The 18,779-nt window shown below is 71.8% G+C and carries 16 protein-coding genes; 6 read left to right on the forward strand and 10 right to left on the reverse strand.

The genetic code is table 11. The features are described from left to right. Positions 1-62 precede the first annotated feature (62 nt). Together DK419_RS02660 and DK419_RS02665 are read right to left on the reverse strand one after the other, a co-directional pair. Entirely contained in the window at positions 63-1,226 is a 1,164-nt protein-coding gene (locus tag DK419_RS02660; RefSeq protein ID WP_109957723.1) for a dimethylmenaquinone methyltransferase, read from the reverse strand. A 324-nt stretch (positions 1,227-1,550) separates the two neighbouring features. After that, entirely contained in the window at positions 1,551-2,483 is a 933-nt protein-coding gene (locus DK419_RS02665; protein WP_109957724.1) for a LysR family transcriptional regulator, read from the reverse strand. 93 nt (positions 2,484-2,576) lie between these two features. Between DK419_RS02665 and DK419_RS02670 the strand changes: the two genes are divergently transcribed. Then, positions 2,577-2,957, forward strand: a complete 381-nt coding sequence (locus DK419_RS02670) for a hypothetical protein (RefSeq protein ID WP_245442810.1) — start codon at positions 2,577-2,579, stop codon at positions 2,955-2,957. A 96-nt stretch (positions 2,958-3,053) separates the two neighbouring features. On the opposite strand, the gene DK419_RS02675 is transcribed toward DK419_RS02670, so the two are convergent. The 3 genes from DK419_RS02675 to DK419_RS02680 all read right to left on the reverse strand — a co-directional run bounded on the left by DK419_RS02675 (position 3,054) and on the right by DK419_RS02680 (position 5,825). Beyond that, entirely contained in the window at positions 3,054-4,442 is a 1,389-nt protein-coding gene (locus DK419_RS02675) for an HD-GYP domain-containing protein (RefSeq protein ID WP_109957725.1), read from the reverse strand. A gap of 124 nt (positions 4,443-4,566) precedes the next feature. Then, positions 4,567-4,986, reverse strand: a complete 420-nt coding sequence (locus DK419_RS29315) for a glycosyltransferase (protein ID WP_342587222.1) — start codon at positions 4,984-4,986, stop codon at positions 4,567-4,569. Further along, on the reverse strand, positions 4,869-5,825 hold the full coding sequence (locus tag DK419_RS02680; protein ID WP_245442812.1) for a glycosyltransferase family protein: 957 nt from the start codon (positions 5,823-5,825) through the stop codon (positions 4,869-4,871). The genes DK419_RS29315 and DK419_RS02680 overlap by 118 nt, the downstream gene beginning before the upstream one ends. A 520-nt stretch (positions 5,826-6,345) precedes the next feature. Between DK419_RS02680 and DK419_RS02685 the strand changes: the two genes are divergently transcribed. Continuing rightward, a complete protein-coding gene (locus DK419_RS02685) occupies positions 6,346-8,439 on the forward strand; it encodes a methyl-accepting chemotaxis protein (protein ID WP_245442813.1) in 2,094 nt (697 codons plus the stop codon). A gap of 66 nt (positions 8,440-8,505) precedes the next feature. Here the strand turns inward: DK419_RS02685 and polA are convergent, their stop codons facing one another. Continuing rightward, positions 8,506-11,568: a DNA polymerase I gene (gene polA / locus DK419_RS02690; RefSeq protein ID WP_109957726.1), complete on the reverse strand. Its 3,063-nt coding sequence runs from the start codon at positions 11,566-11,568 to the stop codon at positions 8,506-8,508. A 296-nt stretch (positions 11,569-11,864) separates the two neighbouring features. Here polA and DK419_RS02695 point away from each other — a divergent pair, with 296 nt between their 5' ends. Next, entirely contained in the window at positions 11,865-12,350 is a 486-nt protein-coding gene (locus DK419_RS02695; protein ID WP_109957727.1) for a hypothetical protein, read from the forward strand. Further along, a complete protein-coding gene (locus tag DK419_RS02700; RefSeq protein WP_109957728.1) occupies positions 12,350-13,006 on the forward strand; it encodes a ribonuclease T2 family protein in 657 nt (218 codons plus the stop codon). Before DK419_RS02695 ends, DK419_RS02700 begins: the two co-directional genes overlap by 1 nt. Before the next feature lie 188 nt (positions 13,007-13,194). On the opposite strand, the gene DK419_RS02705 is transcribed toward DK419_RS02700, so the two are convergent. Further along, positions 13,195-13,509, reverse strand: coding sequence for a nucleotidyltransferase family protein (locus DK419_RS02705; RefSeq protein ID WP_245442814.1), 315 nt, complete (start codon positions 13,507-13,509; stop codon positions 13,195-13,197). 49 nt (positions 13,510-13,558) lie between these two features. Between DK419_RS02705 and DK419_RS02710 the strand changes: the two genes are divergently transcribed. Continuing rightward, positions 13,559-14,404 carry a 23S rRNA (adenine(2030)-N(6))-methyltransferase RlmJ gene (locus tag DK419_RS02710; RefSeq protein ID WP_109957730.1) on the forward strand — a complete coding sequence of 282 codons (846 nt, stop codon included), beginning with the start codon at positions 13,559-13,561 and terminating at the stop codon, positions 14,402-14,404. Between the two features lie 3 nt (positions 14,405-14,407). Here the strand turns inward: DK419_RS02710 and DK419_RS02715 are convergent, their stop codons facing one another. Together DK419_RS02715 and DK419_RS02720 are read right to left on the reverse strand one after the other, a co-directional pair. Beyond that, positions 14,408-16,165, reverse strand: a complete 1,758-nt coding sequence (locus DK419_RS02715) for an SWIM zinc finger family protein (RefSeq protein WP_162561127.1) — start codon at positions 16,163-16,165, stop codon at positions 14,408-14,410. After that, the gene (locus DK419_RS02720) at positions 16,162-17,595 is read right to left on the reverse strand and encodes an FAD-linked oxidase C-terminal domain-containing protein (protein WP_109957732.1); all 1,434 of its coding nucleotides are present in this window, start codon (positions 17,593-17,595) and stop codon (positions 16,162-16,164) included. Before DK419_RS02720 ends, DK419_RS02715 begins: the two co-directional genes overlap by 4 nt. A 257-nt stretch (positions 17,596-17,852) precedes the next feature. Here DK419_RS02720 and DK419_RS02725 point away from each other — a divergent pair, with 257 nt between their 5' ends. Next, complete coding sequence (locus DK419_RS02725) at positions 17,853-18,209, forward strand: c-type cytochrome (protein ID WP_109957733.1); 357 nt, start codon at positions 17,853-17,855, stop codon at positions 18,207-18,209. Between the two features lie 41 nt (positions 18,210-18,250). Here DK419_RS02725 and DK419_RS02730 read toward each other — a convergent pair whose 3' ends face one another. Continuing rightward, positions 18,251-18,664, reverse strand: a complete 414-nt coding sequence (locus tag DK419_RS02730) for a PaaI family thioesterase (RefSeq protein WP_425352627.1) — start codon at positions 18,662-18,664, stop codon at positions 18,251-18,253. Between the last annotated feature and the right edge of the window lie 115 nt (positions 18,665-18,779).

Here is an 18,779-nt window from a genome sequence, read left to right on the forward strand (position 1 = left end):
CCGGCGGAACTCGGGATGACGCGGGGGATGGCCGGGCCGCCGAGACGACCGACCGCTCTCGCCTAACCCTTCCAGTTCTTCAACGCCGCGAACGGGCTGTCGGCCGCGGCGCTCTTTTGCGGGTTCAGCACCGGCTCGACCTGGGCGACGGCGTCGGCGAGCGAGAAGGCGGTGCCGGTCGGGAGCTTGCCGCCGGCGGCGTCCTGGTGGCCGCCGCCGCGGAACAGCCGGGCGCCGTCGAGGGCTGTGCCGTCGATCGAGCGGAACGACAGGGTGCCGGTGCGCTGCACGTTGACGAGGCGCTTGGCCCGTCCGCTCGCCATCACCAGGTCCGAGACCCGCTGGAAGGTGCCGGCATCGAGGGCGAAGGACAGGAGCGTGCCGTCGGGCAGCGCGTGGAACAGCGCGTCCGAGCGGGCGAGCGCCCGGGCCATCCGCTGGCGCGTGGTGAGGGCCGGGTCGTCGTCGGGCGCCTCGCGCATCAGGTCGTCGACGATGGCGCCGCGGATCGCCGGGACGGCGCGCTCCAGCTCCGCCGGGGTGGCGCCGGCGCGCAACGTGGCGGTCGCCTGGCGCAGCAGGCGGGCGACGAACGGATCGTGGCTCGGATGCCCGACCGGCACCAGGGTGCCGACGTTGTCCCAGAAGATCTCGTCGAGGGCGAAGCCGCCGGGGAAGTGGGGATCGTCCTTGCGCCAGAGGTCGAGGGCGTCGACGCAGGCGACGAGCCGCGCCAGATCCTCGACCTGGGCGGGGTCGGGCTCGCGGGTCGCGAACAGGGCGCGGTGGGCCTCGACCATCTTCGTCGCGCTCGAGCCTTCGTCGACCAGCACGGTGACCGACGGATCGCCGAGGTCGAACCGCGACAGGCGCGGGTTCTCCGCGTCGGCCTTCGGCTCCAGCCCCTGGCGGCGCATCTGGTCGATCGAGGAGGTGTGGTGGTCGAGGACGATCAGCCGGTGCGGCGCGTCCGCGTCGCGCTTGCGGTTCATCGCCGCGAAGCGGCGCAGGAAGGCGATCGTCGGCTCCTCGATGCCGAGATCGGTGATCAGCACCATCTCGGCCGCCTTGGTCTTCGCCAGACGCTTCAATTCGTCGTCGACCACGGGACCGACGTCGCCGTAGCGCGGCACGTGCACGATCCGGGCGGGCTCGGCATAGGCCGAGACGAGGGTCGCGGCGCCGTAGCCGTCGAGGTCGTGGTGGGTGATCTGGGTCAGGCGCACGGGATAAGGGTCCAGGGTCGGTTCGGATCGGCGGTGAATCCTGCGAGCATAGCGGCTTCCGGGCGGCACCGGCAGGCCCGGCGCCCAGGAAAAGGCCGGCGCCTCGCCGAAGTATCAGGAAGAAGCCGGCGCCTCGCCGAAAAATCAGGAAGAAGCCGGCGCCTCGCCGAAGAGTCAGGAAGAAGCCGGCGCCTCGCCGAAGAGTCAGGAAGAAGCCGGCGCCTCGCCGAAGAGTCAGGAAGAAGCCGGCGCCTCGCCGAAGAGTCAGGAAGAAGCCGGCGCCTCGCCGAAGAGTCAGGAAGAAGCCGGCGCCTCGCCGAAGAGTCAGGAAGAAGCCGGCGCCTCGCCGGCCAGGCGCCGCAGCAGGTCGCGCAGCCAGCGGTGGGCCGGGTCGTCGTCGTAGGAGGCGTGCCAGAGCATCGTCACCGCCACGTCGTCGAGGGCCACCGGGGCGGGGCTCACCGTCAGTCCGAGGGTCTCGGCGAAGAGGTGGGCGAGGCGGGCATGCATGGTGGTGAGCACCGGCGCGCTGCGCACCAGGAACGGCACCGCCAGGAAGCGCGGCGAGGTGACCGCGAGGGTGCGGCGGCGGCCGAGCTTGGCCAGCGCGTCGTCGACCACCCCGTGGGCGGTCTCGCGCAGGCTCGTCAGCACGTGGGGAAAGCGCAGGTAATCGTCGAGCGAGATCGGCGGCGCGAGGCCCAGCAGGGCGGCGTTGAACAGGCAGACGTAGCTGTCGCGGTAGAGCAGGCGCTGCTTGTGGTGCGTCTGGCCGCGGAACGACAGGCCGATGGCGAGGTCGACCTGGTCGGCGTCGATCTCCTGCAGGATGTGGTCGCGGTCGACCGAGCGCAGCAGCAGGCTGATCCCCGGCGCCTCCCGGCGGAGATAGGCCAGCAGCCGGGGCCCGAGCAGCACCTCGGTGCTGTCGGGCAGGCTGATCGTGAAGGTCCGCACCACCGTGCGGGGATCGAAGGTCTCGTCGCGGCGCACCAGCACCTGGACCTGCCGCAGGAGCGCCCGCACCGGCTCGGCGAGCGCCAGGGCGCGGGGCGTCGGCCGCATCCCCTCGGGACTGCGGGTCATGAGCTCGTCGCCGAACAGCACCCGCAGCCGCGCGAGCGCGGAGCTCATCGCCGACTGGCCGATGCCGATGCGGGATGCCGCCCGGGTCACGCTGCGCTCGGCGAGCAGCGCGTCGAGGGCCACCAGGAGGTTGAGGTCGACCCGGGCGAGATCGATATGATCAATAGTCATTATCGATGCGATCTGTTTGATCCATGCTGCACCGCAGCGCATATCACGTCCATGGATGCGGGGCGGTCGGGCCCCGCCACGGACGGGACGACGATGATGACGACCTTTCGCACGCTACTCCTGCACACGACCCTCTTGGCGGCCGCCGCGACGGCCGCCGCCACCGCCAGCGCCGGCGAGCTTCGCCCGTCCGGGGCGGCGAGCCTCGATCTCGGAACGCTCGCCGGCGTGGCCTACTACGCGCCCGAGCCCGCCGGCTACCGCGTGGTCGTGACCCTCGCCCCCCGGGCCGCCGCGCCCGCCTCCCGGTTCGAGGCGGTGCTGGCACCCGGCCAGAGCGTCGCGGTCTCGACCCCGCGCGAGGCCGGGGCCGCGCCCCGGGCGATCACGATCACCCGCACCGGCGACACGGTCACGGTGACGCCGGTCCGGGTGCGGGAGACCGTCGAGGCGACCGCCTCGATCGTCGAATGAGGCCGGGCGGCCGCCTCGATCGATGGGTGAGGCCGGGCGGCCGTCAGGCCGCGCTCGAGGCGGCCGCCTCGATCGATGGATGAGGCTGGGCGGCCGTCAGGCCGCCCGGGACAGGTCGCCGTCGAGCCCGGCGATCGCGCGTTCGAGCGCCGCGAAGCAATCCGGGTCGAAGGCGGTGCCGACATCGCCGCGCATGATGCCGAGCGCCTTGGCGACCGGCATCGCCGTGCGGTAGGGCCGGTCGGCGGTGAGCGCGTCGAACACGTCCGCGACCGAGACGATCCGGGTCTCGGGCGCGATGGCGTCGGCCGAGAGGCCGCGGGGATAGCCCTTGCCGTCGAGGCGCTCGTGATGGGCGCCGCCGATGCGGGCGATGGCGTGGAAGGCGGCGACGCGGGCGAGGATCGTCTCCGACAGGAGGGCGTGGTTGCGCATGTCGCGCCACTCGGCGTCGTCGAGCTTGGCCGGCTTGTCGAGGATCGCGTTCGAGACCCCGAGCTTGCCGACGTCGTGCAAGAGCGCCGCCCGGCGCAGCCAGCGCCGGCGCGCGGGCGCGTAGCCGAGTTCCGCCGCGATCAGGTCGGCATAGACCGCGACCCGCTCGGAATGGCCCGACGTGAACGGGCTCTTGGCGTCGATCACCTGGGCGAAGGCGGTGGCGATGTCGTCGAGGTAGTCCTCGTCGACGACGAGGCCGGCGCGGACCGGCTCCAGGCCCGCGACCGCGTCGGTCACCGCCTCGGAGGCCAGGGTTTCCCAGAAGCCGGGGCGCGCGGCCGCGCGCTCGAGGGCCGCCACCGCGTCGGGATCGAACCAGCTCCCGGCCCGGGCCCGGGCCTCGGCGAGCGCCGCCGCCGGGCCGGCGCTGGTGTGGAACACGTCCACCACCTGGGCGAGCAGCGCGATGCGGGCGTAGAGGGGGATGTCGGCTCCGGCGCGGCGGTCGGGCCGGCCCTTGCCGTTCCAGTGCTCGTCGAGGGCGTGGATCGCCCGGCAGACGCTGGGCGGGAAGCGTAAGCGCGCGGCGATCTCGGCCCCGCGCTGGCAGCGGGTCTGGATCAGGTCGTCGACGATCTCGCCGCCGTTCTGCAGGATGTTGAGGACCGCCCTGAAGCGCTCGGCGAGGCCCGCCTTGAGCCCGGTATGCGCGAAGACGAAGCCCAGCACCTGGGGCAGGCTGTCGCTCACCGTCTTGAAGTCGCGCTTGAAGCCGATGTCGTCGGACAGGTACAGCTCGCAGATCCGCGCCGCGTTGCTGGAGCAGCCGAGGTCCTTCAGCATCACCGTGTAGTAGAGTTCCCACAACCGGTCGGGATCGAGGCCTAGCTCGCGGCCGACATGCACCCCGATCCAGGTCGCGCGGACGCAATGGCCCGGGGGCTGGCCCTCGGTGAGGTCGAGGGCGTGGCTGAGCGCCCCCAGCAGCTCGGACAGCGGGATGCCCCCCGCCGGCGCCGCCCCGACGGCGTGCACGCTCGGCCTCATCGTGAGCCCCCTCCCCTCTTCATCCGGGCAGGATGGCGCGATGGCACTAACATTTGCTGAGCGCGCGAGGGATTGGCGCGCCAGCGCATCACGCAATCGAGGGCCGATCCCTCGCGGGTCCGGCTCAGGCGCCGCGCCCGGCGGCGACCTCGTCGATCAGGCGCAGGTGCGCCGGCAGGCAGACCCGTTTGAGGTCGTAGGCGAGCGCGCTCCGCCGCGCCGCCTCCCGCAACGGGGCGACGGCCCCCGGATCGGCCAGAACCGAGACCACCGCCTCGGCGATCGCGGCGGCCGAGAAGAAATCGACCAGGAGCCCGTTCTCGCGGTGGCGGATCACCTCCTCCACCGGCGGGGTCGCCGAGCCGACGATGCAGGCGCCGAGCGCCATCGCCTCCAGCATCGACCAGGACAGGACGAACGGGTAGGTCAGGTAGACGTGGACCGCCGAGACCCGCATGAGGTCGACGTAGTCGCCGTAGGGAATCTTGCCGACGAAGTGGACGCGCGACAGGTCGAGATCCGCCTTGACCTCGTCGAGGAAGATGTCGCGCCAAGTTTTGGCAGGGCAAGTTTCGGCAGCGGATGTCCGGCCGGCGGGGGCCTGGCGCCGTAGCTGGTGTCGCTGCCGCCGACGATCACCGCCCGGGCCCGCGGCCGCCGGCGCAGGATCTCGGGCAGCGCCCGCATGAAGCTGTGATAGCCGCGATAGGGCTCGAGGTTGCGGTTGACGAAGGTGACGACCTCGTCGCCGACGCCGAGCGACAGGCGGTCGCGGCCGAGCGCGATGCGCGCGCCGCGGTCGGGCCGCAGCCGGTCGGTGTCGATGCCGTCGTGGATGACCTCGAGCCGGTCGCGGAAGATCGCCGGGATCCGGCTCGCCTGCCAGGCGGTCGGGCTGACGAGCCGGTCGGAGGCCTCGAAGGCCACGAGCTGCCCGGCGTTGCGGGCGCGGGTGCGCAAGGCGTCGTCCTCAGGCACCGGAAATTCCGGGTCGAAGCCGGAATCGGCGCCGGACGCGCTGTAGAAGAACTCCGCGAAGGTCAGGAGCCGGGCCTGCGGCCAGACGTCCTTGAGGAAGAGGGTCTCGCCCCAGCCCGAATGGCCGCAGATCACGTCCGGGGTAAAGCCCTCCGCCTTGAGCATCGAGGCCGCCCGCGCCGCCGCCTCGCCCCGCAGGGTCGCGGTCTCGAAGCTCGCCGCGAGGGGGTGGATCCCGGGGGTGGAGCGGCCGGACACCGCGTAGCGCAGGTGGCGCACCCCCGGCAGGGCGGGCGCGGCATTGATGCCGAGCGCCACCACCTCGGTGCCGGGCCGGGCCGCGAGGGCCGGGGCGACGTGGCGGTATTGCCCGGGGAAGTTCTGGTGGACGAAGAGGACGCGCATCGGGAATCGGACCGAACCTCGGGGGCGGGCTTTCGCGCGAGGCACCCTCACGCGAAAGCGGGCCCGATGTCCACCGCCCGCCGCGGCGACCCCGGGCCGAGCCTCGATGCACCTCCCTCAAGGCGCCTCTCGCCCGCACGTCGCCGCCTCGGCCTCCGGCGAGGAGCGCGCGCGGGGGAGACCGTCGGGTGGATCGCCCAAGGCGCGCCGATCGTCGTTCCGGGGCCCGACCGCCCGGCGAGGGCAAGCTGGTCCGAGGATGTCGGCACGCCCCGGGAAGGCGCCGCGGCCTTCCCGGCGACGCCGGAGATCGGCCAGAATCCCGCGGCCGGGCGCCGGATGCCGTGGCCGGCCGCCCGATCTGTCCTTGCGTCACTTCGTTAATCTTTTCCAAGCATCATTCATCCAAGCCCACGCTATCAAATTTCCATCGCAACTTCGAAGACTTCGCCCTCAATTTTTCGGCGAAGACACTCAGCGTCTGCATCGCACAATATATTCCAAAAAGGATGCACCGAGGATGAAATCCTTGCCTCTCAAATCCAAGCTGATCGCCATTCTGGCGACCTTCTCGTGCATCACGCTCGGGATGTTCGGGCTAGATCTTCTGCGGTCTCGACAGGCCTGGACGGTATCGGAGGACATCGCACGCCTGGCGAAGATCGACGAAATTCTTCTCAACACCATGAACTCGCTGCGCTACGAGCTGAGCTACGCAGCCGGAATCCTGAGGTTCGACGGGCAGGCGGCCGCCACGACCGCCGCCCAGCTGGCGACGCGGCGCGACGAGGTCGATCAAGGGATCGATGGGGTTCTCGGGGGCCTCCGCCGGCTCGGCCCGGAACGGGCCGGCCTCGGCGAGGCGACGACGGCGGCCCACGGCAGGCTGCGCGAGTTGCGCGGCGAGGTCGATCGCCAGGCGATGCGTCCCCGTGCCGAGCGTGATCCCAAGCTGACCGCGGACCTCTCCACCCACATCCCGGCGATGCTGGCCACGATGGACGCCCTCGCGAGTGCCCTCGAGCGGCCGATCCGGGCCGGCGACCGCGCGCTGGTCGATCTGATGGAGATCCGGCGCATCGGCTGGACCGTCCGCGCCACGGCCGGCGACGCCGCCAGTGCGCTCGCCCGGGCCCTGGCCGCACAAAGCCCGCTGACGCGGCCGGAGGCGACCGCCATCCACGTTCGACGCGGACAGGCGGAGGCGCTGTTCCAGCAGATCGACCATGCCGTTCGCCAGCTGCCGGACGGCACGGAGCTCACTGCCGCCCTGGCGGCGGCCCGATCGACCTATTTCGGCGGCACGTTCGGCGAGATGGTGCCACCCCTGCTGGAGGCGATCACCGGCCGGTACGCGACGACCGTGACCAGTGAAGGCTACACCCAGGTGGTGGTGCCGGCCCTCGACACGCTGCAGGCCATCCCGAGCCGGGCGGTGATGCAACTCGCCCGGCTCGCCGAGGCGGCGGAGGCGGAAGCGATGCGCGCCTTCGCGGTCAACGCGTCCCTGCTGGCGGGGATCGTCCTCATGACCGGGCTGGGCGCCGTGGTGGTCGTGCGGGGCGTCACCCGGCCCCTCGACCGGATGACCGCCACGATCAACCGCCTGGCGGACGGCGACGCCGCCGTCACGGTTCCGGATCTCGGCCGCCGCGACGAGATCGGGGCCGTCGCCCGGGGCGTCGAGGTCTTTCGCCACAACCTCATCCGCAGCCGGGCCCTGGAGGCCGAGACCGCCGAGGCCCGCGCCGATGCCGAGACGCAGCGGCGGGCGACGATGCGGGCGATGGCCGAGGATTTCGAGGCGGCCGTGGGCGGCGTCGTGACCCTGGTGACGGGCGCGGCGACGGAGCTGCAGGCGACGGCCCGGTCCATGTCCGGCACCGCCGGCGCGACGGCGACCCGCTCGCTCGCGGTCGCGACGGCCGCCGAGGAGGCGGCGTGCAACGTCGGCACCGTGGCGGTCGCCGCCGAGGAGCTCGGCCAGTCGGTGCAGGAGATCGGCCGGCAGGTCCGGGGCGCGGCCGGCCTCGCCCGCGCCGCGGTGGGCGAGGTGGAGCGGACCACCGTCCTGGTCCGGGATCTGAGCGCGGCCAACGCGCGCATCGGCGACGTGGTCGGGCTGATCTCCTCGATCGCCGGCCAGACCAACCTGCTCGCGCTCAACGCCACCATCGAGGCGGCGCGGGCCGGCGAGGCCGGCCGCGGCTTCTCGGTGGTCGCCGCCGAGGTCAAGGCCCTGGCCAGCCAGACGGCGCGGGCCACGGAAGAGATCACCCAGCAGATCGGCCGGATCCAGGCCTCCACCGACCAGGCGGTGTCCGCCATCGCGGCGATCGCCGGGCGCATCGAGGAGATCGACGCGGTGGCGGTCGCCCTGACCGGCGCCGTGGAGCAGCAGGGCGCGGCGACGCAGGAAATCGTGCGCAACGTCGCCCAGGCCGCCGGCGGCACCGGCGAGGTGACGACGAACATCGCCGGCGTGGCCGGCGCCGCGGAGCAGACGGGAGAGGCCGCGACCCGCGTCCTCGCCTCGGCCTCGGCGCTGCAGCAGGAGGCGGCGCGCCTCGGCGCCGAGGTCGAGCATTTCCTCGGCACCGTGCGGGCCGCCTGAGGCCCGGCCGCCGGGCGGCAGGAGGTCAGGGCGCTGCGGTCAATGCGCTTCGGTCAACGCACGCTCTCAATGCGCCTCCTGCCAGTTCGTCGCCGCCTTGGCCTCGACGGCGAGCGGCACCCGCAAGGACACCGCCGGGTGGGGCGCCTCCTCCATCACCCGGGCGATGATCGGCAGCGCCCGCTCGACCTCGTCGTCGGGTGCCTCGAAGACCAGCTCGTCGTGGACCTGGAGCAGCATCCGGGTCGTGAGGCCGGCCTCCGACAGCGCGCCTTCCATCCGGGCCATCGCCCGGCGGATGATGTCGGCGGCCGTGCCCTGGATCGGCGCGTTGATCGCCTGGCGCTCGACCGAGGCGCGCTCCTGCGGGTTGTTGGAGCGGATCTGCGGGTAGTGGCAGACCCGGCCGAACAGGGTCGTGACGTAGCCCTTGTCGCGGCAGATCTTCTTGGTGTCGTCGATATAGGCGCGGATGCCGGGGAAGCGCTCGAAATACTGCTTGATGAAGGCCGAGGCCTCGCCCTGCGGGATGCCGAGCCGGTCGGCGAGACCGAAGGCCGAGATGCCGTAGATGATGCCGAAATTGATCGTCTTGGCCTTGCGGCGCAGGTCCGAGGTCATCTGGTCGAGGGGCACGCCGAACATCGCCGAGGCGGTGGCGGCGTGGATGTCGATGCCGTCCTCGAAGGCCTGGCGCAGCTGCGGGATGTCGGCGATGTGAGCGAGCAGCCGCAGCTCGATCTGGCTGTAATCGGCCGAGATCAGCTTGTGGCCGGCATCGGCCACGAAGGCCTGGCGGATCCGCCGCCCCTCCTCGGTGCGGACCGGGATGTTCTGCAGGTTCGGGTCCGACGACGACAGCCGCCCCGTCGTCGTCGCGGCGAGCGCGAACGAGGTATGGACGCGGTCGGTGCCGCGGTCGGCATGCTCCTGCAGGCTGTCGGTGTAGGTCGATTTCAGCTTCGAGAGCTGGCGCCATTCGAGGATCCGGCGCGGCAGGTCGTGGCCCTGGCCGGCGAGTTCCTCCAGCAGCGTCGCGGGCGTCGCCCACTGGCCGGACGGCGTCTTCTTGGCGCCGGGCAGGCCCATCTTGCCGAACAGGATGTCGCCGATCTGCTTGGGCGACGAGACGGAGAACTTCTCCCCCGCCATCTCCTGGATCTCGTCCTCGAGCCGTGCCAGCGACTGGGCGAAATCGCCCGAGAGCCGGCTCAGCATCCCGCGGTCGACCTTGATGCCCTCCCGCTCCATGCGGGCGAGCACCGGCACCAGCGGCCGCTCCAGGGTCTCGTACACGGAGGCGCGGCGCTCGGCGGCGAGCCGCGGCTTCATCAGCCGCCACAGCCGGAGCGTCACGTCGGCGTCCTCCGCCGCGTAGGCGGTCGCCTTGTCGAGGGCGACGCGGTCGAAGGTGACCTTCTGGCGCCCGGTCCCGGCGACATCCGCGAAGGTGATCGGCTGATGGCCGAGATGGCGGCGGGCGAGCTCGTCCATGCCGTGCGAGCCCTTGCCGGCATCGAGCACGTAGGAGATCAGCATCGTGTCGTCGAACGGCCGGACCTCGATCCCGTGGCGGGCGAGCACCAGCCAGTCGTACTTGATGTTCTGGCCGACCTTCAGCACCGCTGGGTTTTCCAGCAGCGGCTTCAGGCGCGACTGCACCGCCTCCCACGACAGCTGCCCCGGCAGCAGGCCGCCGCCGAACAGGTCCTCGCCGCCGCGGTGGCTGAGGGGGATGTAGCAGGCGCGGCCCGGCGCGGTGGCGAGCGAGACGCCGACGAGGTCGGCCGTGTTGGCGTCGAGCGCGGTCGTCTCGGTATCGACCGCGACGACCCCGGCCTCGATGGCCTCGGCGATCCAGGCATCCAGGCTCTCGACCGTGGTGACGGTCTCGTAGGCCGCCGTGTCGAAGGGCTTGACCGCTTCCGCGGCGCGCGCCGCCACCAGCGTCGTCGGCGTCGCCTCGGCGGGCGCCCTCGGCTTCGGGGGGGCGTCCGGCAGGTCGAGATCGGCGAAGGGGTCGACCTCGGCCGCGGCTGAAGCGGGCGCGCCATCCGGCGCGTCGCCGAAGAACGGCGTCACGTCGCTGCCGCCCTTCTCGTTGGTGAAGCCGGTATCGGCGCCCTCCGGCAGCAGGGCGGGATCGGGGCGCACCGCTTCCGGGTCGACGTGGAGCATCTGGGCGATGCGGCGCGTCAGGGTGTTGAACTCCATCGCCTTCAGGAAGCCGACCAGGCGCTCGGGGTCGGGCTTCGGCAGGGCGAGGTCGTCGAGGGGCACCGGCACCGGCACCGCTTCGTCGAGGGCGACGAGGCGGCGCGACAGCCGGGCCTGGTCGATGTTGGCGAGAAGCGTCTCGCGGCGCTTGGGCTGCTTGATCGTCGCGGCCTTCTCCAGCAGCGCCTCCAGGCTGCCGAACTCCTTGATGAGGGCCGCGGCGGTCTTGAGGCCGATGCCCGGCACGCCCGGCACGTTGTCGGAGGTGTCGCCGATGAGCGCCAGCGCGTCGCCGATCTGCTCCGGCCCCAGGCCCTCCCAGCGCTCCAGGATGGCGGCGCGGTCGAGGTTGCGCTCGGGCCGGTAGCCCGGCTTGCCCTTCTGGCCCGACTCGAAGTCGTAGAACCGCACGAGGTCGCCGACGAGCTGCATCAGGTCCTTGTCGGACGAGACGATGATGACACCCGCCCCCCGGCCTTCCGCTTGGCGGGAATAGGTCGCGATCAGGTCGTCGGCCTCGTAGCGCTGCAATTCGATCGGGTGCAGGCCGAAGGCGCGGACCGCGTCGCGCATCAGCGGCATCTGGCGCTTGAGGTCGTCGGGCGCGTCGGGCCGGTGGCCCTTGTAGTCCGGGAAGATCTCCTTCCGGAACGAGCCCTCGGACTTGTCGAACACGATGCCGAGATGGGTCGGCACCACCCCGGCCGCGCCCTCCTGCACGAACTGGGCGAGCTTGGCGCAGAACAGCCGCACCGCCCCGGTCGGCAGGCCGTCGGAGGGCCGGAAATTGTAGCGCTCGGGCTGGTTGATCGACTGGAAATAGGCCCGGAAGATGAACGACGAGCCGTCGACCAGGAGCACCTGATCGCCGGGGCCGACGGGCTTCGTCTCGGGGGCGGTCTCGGTGCTCATGCGGGCTGACATCTTTTCGGCGGGCTGACGAGACCCGTCTTAGTGCGTCGCCGGGGCGAGGCAAACCGCGGCGCGGGCGCGCTCCCCGGGAATGGGTGTGCCCCCCGCACGGATGCAGGGTTCGGGTGTGCCCCCCACACACCAGGCGCCCGCGAAAGCGCCGCCGGACTAGCCCGAAAGCTTGACTTGGCGCGGGCGGAAGCCTGGTGTCAGGCTCGAGAGAGCAACCGTCATTCGCCCGGGGACCAGGGTGCCGCCTTCGCGGGCCGGCGCCGCCCGGGCCCAGGGACCGGCCCATGCGCAAGACCCGCCTTCGCAAGACACCCCTTCTCGCCGCCCTCCTCGCGGGGCTCACCGCCGCCGGCCTGTCGCAGGCGGACGCCCGCTCGGCCCGCCAGGAGATCGCCCCGGCCGAGGAGCGCGAGTTCCCGTTCGACGCCCAGATCCCCGGCTGCCAGGATGCCGGCGTGCTGGAGAAGATCACCTACCAGTTCGCCGAGAAGGAGGCGAAGTTCTGGAACTCGACGCTGACGATCGCGGCCTACGACAGCATCGAGCGCACCGCCTGGCGCCCCTGGGGCATCGACTTCTATCCCCGCCGCTTCTGCACCGCGGTCGCCACCACCTCGGATGGGGTGCGCCGGCGGGTCGACTACTCGGTGCGCGAGAGCCTCGGCATCATCGGCTCGACCTACGGCGTCGAGTTCTGCGTCCACGGCCTCGACCGCAACCTCGCCTTCGCCTACGCCTCGGCCTCGTCCTGCCGCGAGGCCCGGCCGTAATGATCCGCCTCGCCGCCGCCCTCCTGACCCTCGCGGCGGCCCTTGCCGCCGGTCCGGCCGCCGCGCAGGGGCGCGGGGGCGAGCCCGGCTCGTTCGACTTCTACGTCCTGGCGCTGTCCTGGTCGCCGACCTACTGCGCGCTCACCGGCGAGCGACGCAACGACCGGCAATGCGACACCGGCCGCAACCCGGGCTTCGTCGTCCACGGCCTGTGGCCGCAATACGACCGCGGCTTCCCGAGCCAGTGCGGCGCGTCTCCGCGCAGCCCGAGCCGCCCGGCGATGGAAGAGGCCGAGGGCGTCTTCCCGAGCGAGGGCCTGGCCCGGCACGAGTGGCGCCAGCACGGCACCTGCTCGGGCCTCGACCCCGCCGCCTACTTCCGTGCCACCCGCCGTGCCCGCGACGCGGTGACGATCCCGTCCGCGCTGGCAAAGCCCGCGGAGGGCTTGCGCGCCGCTCCCATCGACATCGCCCGCCAGTTCGTCGCCGCCAATCCGGGGCTTCGCCCGGACATGATGGCGGTCACCTGCAAGGCGGACCAGCTCGAGGAGGTGCGGATCTGCTTCACCAAGGACCTGCGCGGCTTCACCGCCTGTCCGGAGGTGGCGCGCCAGAATTGCCGCGCCGGGGAGATGGCGGTGGGGGCGGGGCGCTGAGCGCGTCGCCGATCTAATTCATCACCTCATCCTGAGGCGCCCACGGCAGTGGGCCTCGAAGGACGGCTCCAGACAGCTCTGCGATATCTGGAGCCCTCCTTCGAGGTCAGTCGATCTTCGATCGACCAACACCTCAGGATGAGGTCGAGGGTAGGGTGTCCGCTGTCTGTTGCAGCGGGCGACGCTCCTCAAAACACCCTGACCGCATCCCGCTCGATCCGCGGGCGCAAGCCCGGATGCAGGCCGCTGCGGGTGCCGTAATCCACCCGTCCTCCCACCGCGGCCTCGATCGCCTCGTAGGCCGCCATGAACGGCAGGAATCCGAAGGTGACGCCGGGCTCCGGATCGACGAACACGTCGATATCCGAATCCTCCCGCGCCTCGTCCCGGGCATGGGAGCCGAACAGGTACAACGCGGCGACCCCGGCCGCCCGCAGGGCAGGTTCGGTCGATTTCAGTCGGGCAAGGACCTCGTCGCGGCGCATGCGATGATGATAGGGCATCGTGCGCCGATTCTCACGCGGGAACGGCGAGACGAGGACGTTGAGACCCGTGAATTACCGCCACGCCTTCCACGCCGGCAACCACGCCGACGTGCTCAAGCACTGGGTGCTGACCCGGGTGCTGGCGCATCTCCAGCGCAAGGCGACGCCGTTCCGGGCGATCGACACCCATGCGGGCCTCGGCTTCTACGACCTCGCCGCCGACGAGGCCGGGCGCACCGGCGAGTGGCACGACGGCATCGGCCGGCTCGACGCGCCCTTCCCCGACACGGTCGAGGCGCTGCTCGCCCCCTACCGCGAGGCGGTGGCCTCGGTCCGGGCGCGCCACGGCGCGACGGTCTATCCGGGCTCGCCGGCCCTGATCCGCGAGTTCCTGCGCCCCGGCGACCAGGGCGTGTTCGTGGAATTGCACCCGGCCGACGGCGCCGTGCTGCACGCCCGCTACAACCAGGATGCCCGCACCAAGGTGCTGGCCCTCGACGGCTGGACGGCGCTCCCCGCCCTGATCCCCCCGAAGGAGCGCCGCGGCCTGGTGCTCATCGACCCGCCCTACGAGGTGCCGGGCGAGATCGAGCGGCTGGGCCGCGAGCTCCTCAAGGCGGTGGGCAAGTGGGCGACCGGCACCTACCTCGCCTGGTACCCGATCAAGGATATTGCGGCGGTCGACCGGCTCGCCGCGGCTCTCGACGCCGCCCTGCCCCGCCCCGCCCTGCGCCTCGACCTCCTGATCCACCGCCCCGACCCGGCGCGGTTGAGCGGCAGCGGGCTCATCGTCGTCAACCCGCCCTGGACCCTGCGCGAGGAAGCCGACACCGTCCTGCCGGCGCTGGCCGAGCGCCTGGCGCAAGGGGGCTACGGCGCCTTCCGCTGCGCAGCCCTCGGCCCGCCGGCCTGAACGTCAGCGCAACGCCAACAGCCGCGGCTTGAGCGAGTGGCGCCGCTTGTGCTCGGTGATCAGCGCCTCGATCCGCGCGGTCCATTCCGTTTGCTTGCCCTGCGCCAGGTAGGCCTTCCGAGCGTGGGCGAGCCAGGCGGCGGCCTTCTCGTAGGCGCGCCCCGAGCCGGCGGTCAGGGGCGGCACGGCCCGCTCTTCCGCGAAGCGGACGAGCCAGGCTGGATCCCGCGTCAGCGCCGCTTCGGCCAATCGGTGCAGCACCGCCTCGTCGACATAGTCCTCGCGGCTGAACTCGGCTGCCCTCATGGCATCTCCGATCAGTCCCTCCTCGATCAGGATCGCGATCCGGTCATGGGCGAAATCGGCTCCGGCGAGGATCGTCAGGAGGTCGTCGCGGACGGGCTCCCAGCCCTTGCCCGCGATCCTTCGGGCGGCCAGGTAGTCGTCCAGGGCGCAGCTCTCCGCGAAGGCGGCGCGGGCCGCCTCGAGGGCGGGGCCAGGGCGCTTGAGCGCGGCGGCCTCGTCGCGCAACCAGCGCGCCAGGGCAGCGACCGACCGGCTCTCCTCCGGGTCGCTTCGTCGAAGGCCGGACTGCGCGAGATCGAGCGCCTGGTCGGGATGCCCAGCCTCGCGCAGGCGCCGGGCGAGGGCGAGGATCCGGTCCGGTTCGGCGACGTGCTCGGCCGCGTAGGCGACGGCCTCGTCGGCGCGGCCGAGCTGCGCCAGCATGCCGGCGAAGGCCGCTCCATCCCCGACGGCGCGGGCGAGGTTCAAGTATTCCTCGTGGCGGCCGGTCGCCGCGAGCACCCGCAGGCGCACGGCCGCGAGCCCCGTCGCCCGCTCGATCTCCGGCAGGGCGGCCTTCTTGCCGGCGAGCACGGCCTGGAGCGCCGGCGCGTCCCAGCCGGCGGTGAGCGCTGCCATGACGACCGAGAACCCCTCGGGCCCGTACTCGCCGAGCTCGGACTGCCAGCCCTCGACCGTCTCGAACAGGTCGTCGCGCTCGTCCTCCGAGAGGTCGCTCATCAGCACCGCCTCGGCCATCATCCGCCCGAGATCCTCGAACAGGAGGTACATGTCCTCGTCGGTCTCGACCATCTCGCCGAGCCACTGCTCGATGAAGGGCTCGGCCACCGCCGCGAGGACGCTGAGTGCGTTGCGCCCGTCTCCGGCCTCCAGGAACGGCACCGCCTTCTCGACCAGGGCGTGCAACTCGTCGGAGGGGCCGGTGGATTCGTAGTCGTCCCAGTAGGTCCGGCCCTTGCGGGCGAGGACGATCCTGGCCTGGGCGGCCAACGGTGCCGGATCGACGGGGCCGCGACCGGGTGCGGTGGCCAGCTCGACCTCGATCCAGCCGGGAAGGTCGGGGTCGGACCTGGCCCGGCGCAGCAGCAGGTCCGCCAGGGCCTCGCGCGGCAGGTCGGCGAGGAGCTGGCGCAGGGTCGGCCGCTCGGCCACCGCCCCGGGCTCCGCCGCGGCGAGCAGGGTCGCGACGACGTGCTTGCAGGCCCCTTCCCACTCGTAGGGGCAGGTGCAGCGGAAGTCCGCCACGTCGCCGTCCTTCAGCCGGAGCGTGACCCGGTAGGGCTCGTCCTCGCTGCCGGCGACCGCGGCGGCGAGCTTGTCGCCGCGGCGCACGACATCGGACACGGCGCCCGAACGCGCCACCTCGCGGCCGCGCTCGACCACCTTCGGGTCGGCGAGCGCCCTGACCGCCCCCTCGTCCGGCAAGCCCGTGGCGCGGCCTCGTTTCCGGTTCACGCGGCGATCCGCCCCTCCAGCGGAAAGACCTTGGCCGGGTTCATCAGCCAGGCCGGGTCGAACACCGCCCGCACCCGCATCTGCTGGTGCAGATCCTCCGGGTTGTACTGATACGTCATCAGGTCGCGCTTCTCGATGCCGACGCCGTGCTCGCCGGTGAGGCAGCCGCCGACCTCGACGCAGAGCTTCAGCATCTCCTCGCCGGCGGCCTCGGCCTTCTCCATCTCGCCGGGCGTGTTGATGTCGAACAGGATCAGGGGGTGCAGGTTGCCGTCGCCGGCATGGAAGACGTTCGCGCAGCGAAGACCGTAGGACTTGGTGATCTCGCCGATGCGCTCCAGCACCCGCGGCAGCTGCCCGGTCGGGATGGTGCCGTCCATGCAGATGTAGTCGGAGATGCGCCCCGTCGCGCCGAAGGCCGACTTGCGGCCCTTCCAGATCGCGGCGCTCTCGGCCTCCGATTGCGAGACCTTCAGGCTCGTCGGGTTGAAGGGCTTGGCGATCTCGACGATGCGGGCGAGCATCGCGTCGCATTCCTCCTTGCAGCCCTCGACCTCGATGATCAGCATCGCCTCGGCGTCGAGCGGGTAGCCCGCATGCGCGAAGGCCTCGCAGATCGTGATCGCCTCGCGGTCCATGTACTCGATCGCCACCGGGATGATGCCGGCACCGATGATCGCCGCCGTGCAGGCGCCCGCCTCCTCGACCGTGCCGAAGCCCATCAGCGCGGGCCGCGCCCCCTCCGCGGCGCGCAGGATCCGCACGGTCGCCTCGGTGACGATGCCGAGCTGGCCTTCCGAGCCGCAGACGAGGCCGAGGAGGTCGTAGCCGGCGGAATCGAGGTGGTCGCCGCCGATCTCCACCACGGTGCCGTCGACCATCACCAGGGTCACGCCCATCAGGTTGTTGGTGGTGACGCCGTATTTGAGGCAGTGCGCCCCGCCCGAATTCATCGCGATGTTGCCGGCGATGGTGCAGGCGAGCTGGCTCGACGGGTCGGGGGCGTAGAAGAAGCCCTCGTGGCTCACCGCCGCGCTGATGGCGAGATTGGTGATGCCGGCCTGGACCCGGGCGACGCGGTTCGAGAAATCGACGTCGAGCACGCGGTTCATCTTGGCGACGCCGAGGATCACCGCGTCCTCCTGGGCGATGGCGCCGCCGGCCAGCGACGTGCCGGCGCCGCGCGGCACCACCTTGACCCCGGCCTCGTGGCAGTAGCGCATCACCGCGGACACCTCGGCGGTGGTCGAGGGCAGCACCACGGCGAGGGGCATCCGGCGGTAGGCGGTGAGCCCGTCGGTCTCGAAGGCGCGGCGCTCGTCCTCGCTGGTCACCAGGGCCTCCGGCGCGACGAGGCCGCGCAAGCCCTCCACGATCGCGTCGCGGCGGGCGAGGATCGCGGGGTCCGGGGTCGGGAAGGCGATCGTCATGGCGTGTCCTCGGATGTCTCTGGAATCTTGTCCGACCAGTCGGGCGGTCGCTCGTGCCCCATCATAAAGGAGGCGAGTCACCGCGCCCATCCCGAGGCGCGCCCCGCACCTTCGTCCGATTGCGCGCTGACCCGGCACAGCTTCTTTTCGCCGCACGGGACCCGTCGCGAGCCGTCGGCGTTTTTAACTGTACCAATCTGCAGGCTGGGCCATATCCCGGAGGCCCGTCGCGAACGACGTCCGTTGGAGGGAACCTCATGCGTCAGCTCATCCTCGGTGCCGCCCTGGCGGCCCTTCTCCCCTTCGCCGCCCAGGCCCAGGACGCCGCCGCCGGCGAGAAGGTGTTTGCCGTGTGCAAGGCCTGCCACGCCTTCGGCAAGAACGGCGTCGGCCCGGACCTCAAGGGCGTCATCGGCCGCAAGGCCGGTACCCACGAGGGCTACAACTACTCGGCGGCGATGAAGAATTCCGGCCTGACCTGGGACTCGGCCACCTTCAAGGAATACATCAAGGACCCGAAGGCCAAGGTGCCCGGCAACAAGATGATCTATGCCGGCCTCAAGGACGACAAGAAGATCGCCGACCTCGAGGCCTATCTCGAGACCCAGAAGTAAGCCTGTGTCCGGCCCCGGCGGCGTCCGCCGGGGTCCCTTCCTCAATCGCCGACGCCGTCCCGCCCCTGCACCGCCATCAGGGTGGCGGTGAGCAGCGCGACGAGCTTCTCGCGCCCCTCCGTCTCCGCGACGACCTCGGCCTGCGCCAGCGTCAGGGTCCGCCCGGCCTTCACCACCCGACCCCGGGCCAGGATGCGGTCCCCGGCCGCCGGGGCCAGCAGGTTGATCTTGAACTCCGCCGTCAGCACCCCGGCGCCGGGCGGCATCAGGGTCAGGGCCGCGTAGCCCGCCGCGCTGTCGGCGACGGCGCTCACCGCCCCCGCATGGACGAACCCGTGCTGCTGCGACACCGCAGGGCCCGGAACGAGCGCGATCTCGACCGCGCCGGGCGACACGGCGTGGAGCGTCGCCCCGAGGGTCCGCATCAGACCTTGCTTGTCGAAGCTGGCGCGCACGCGCGCCTCTTGTGTCGGGTCCGTCACGGCTGCGGGGCCTCCCTGGCGATTTTCTTGGTATGGACCGTTGAGGCACGGCCACGGCCGCGCTGTCCAGTGCCATCGATCCCGAGCG

The sequence above is a fragment of the Methylobacterium terrae genome (assembly GCF_003173755.1).
Lineage (GTDB): Bacteria > Pseudomonadota > Alphaproteobacteria > Rhizobiales > Beijerinckiaceae > Methylobacterium > Methylobacterium terrae.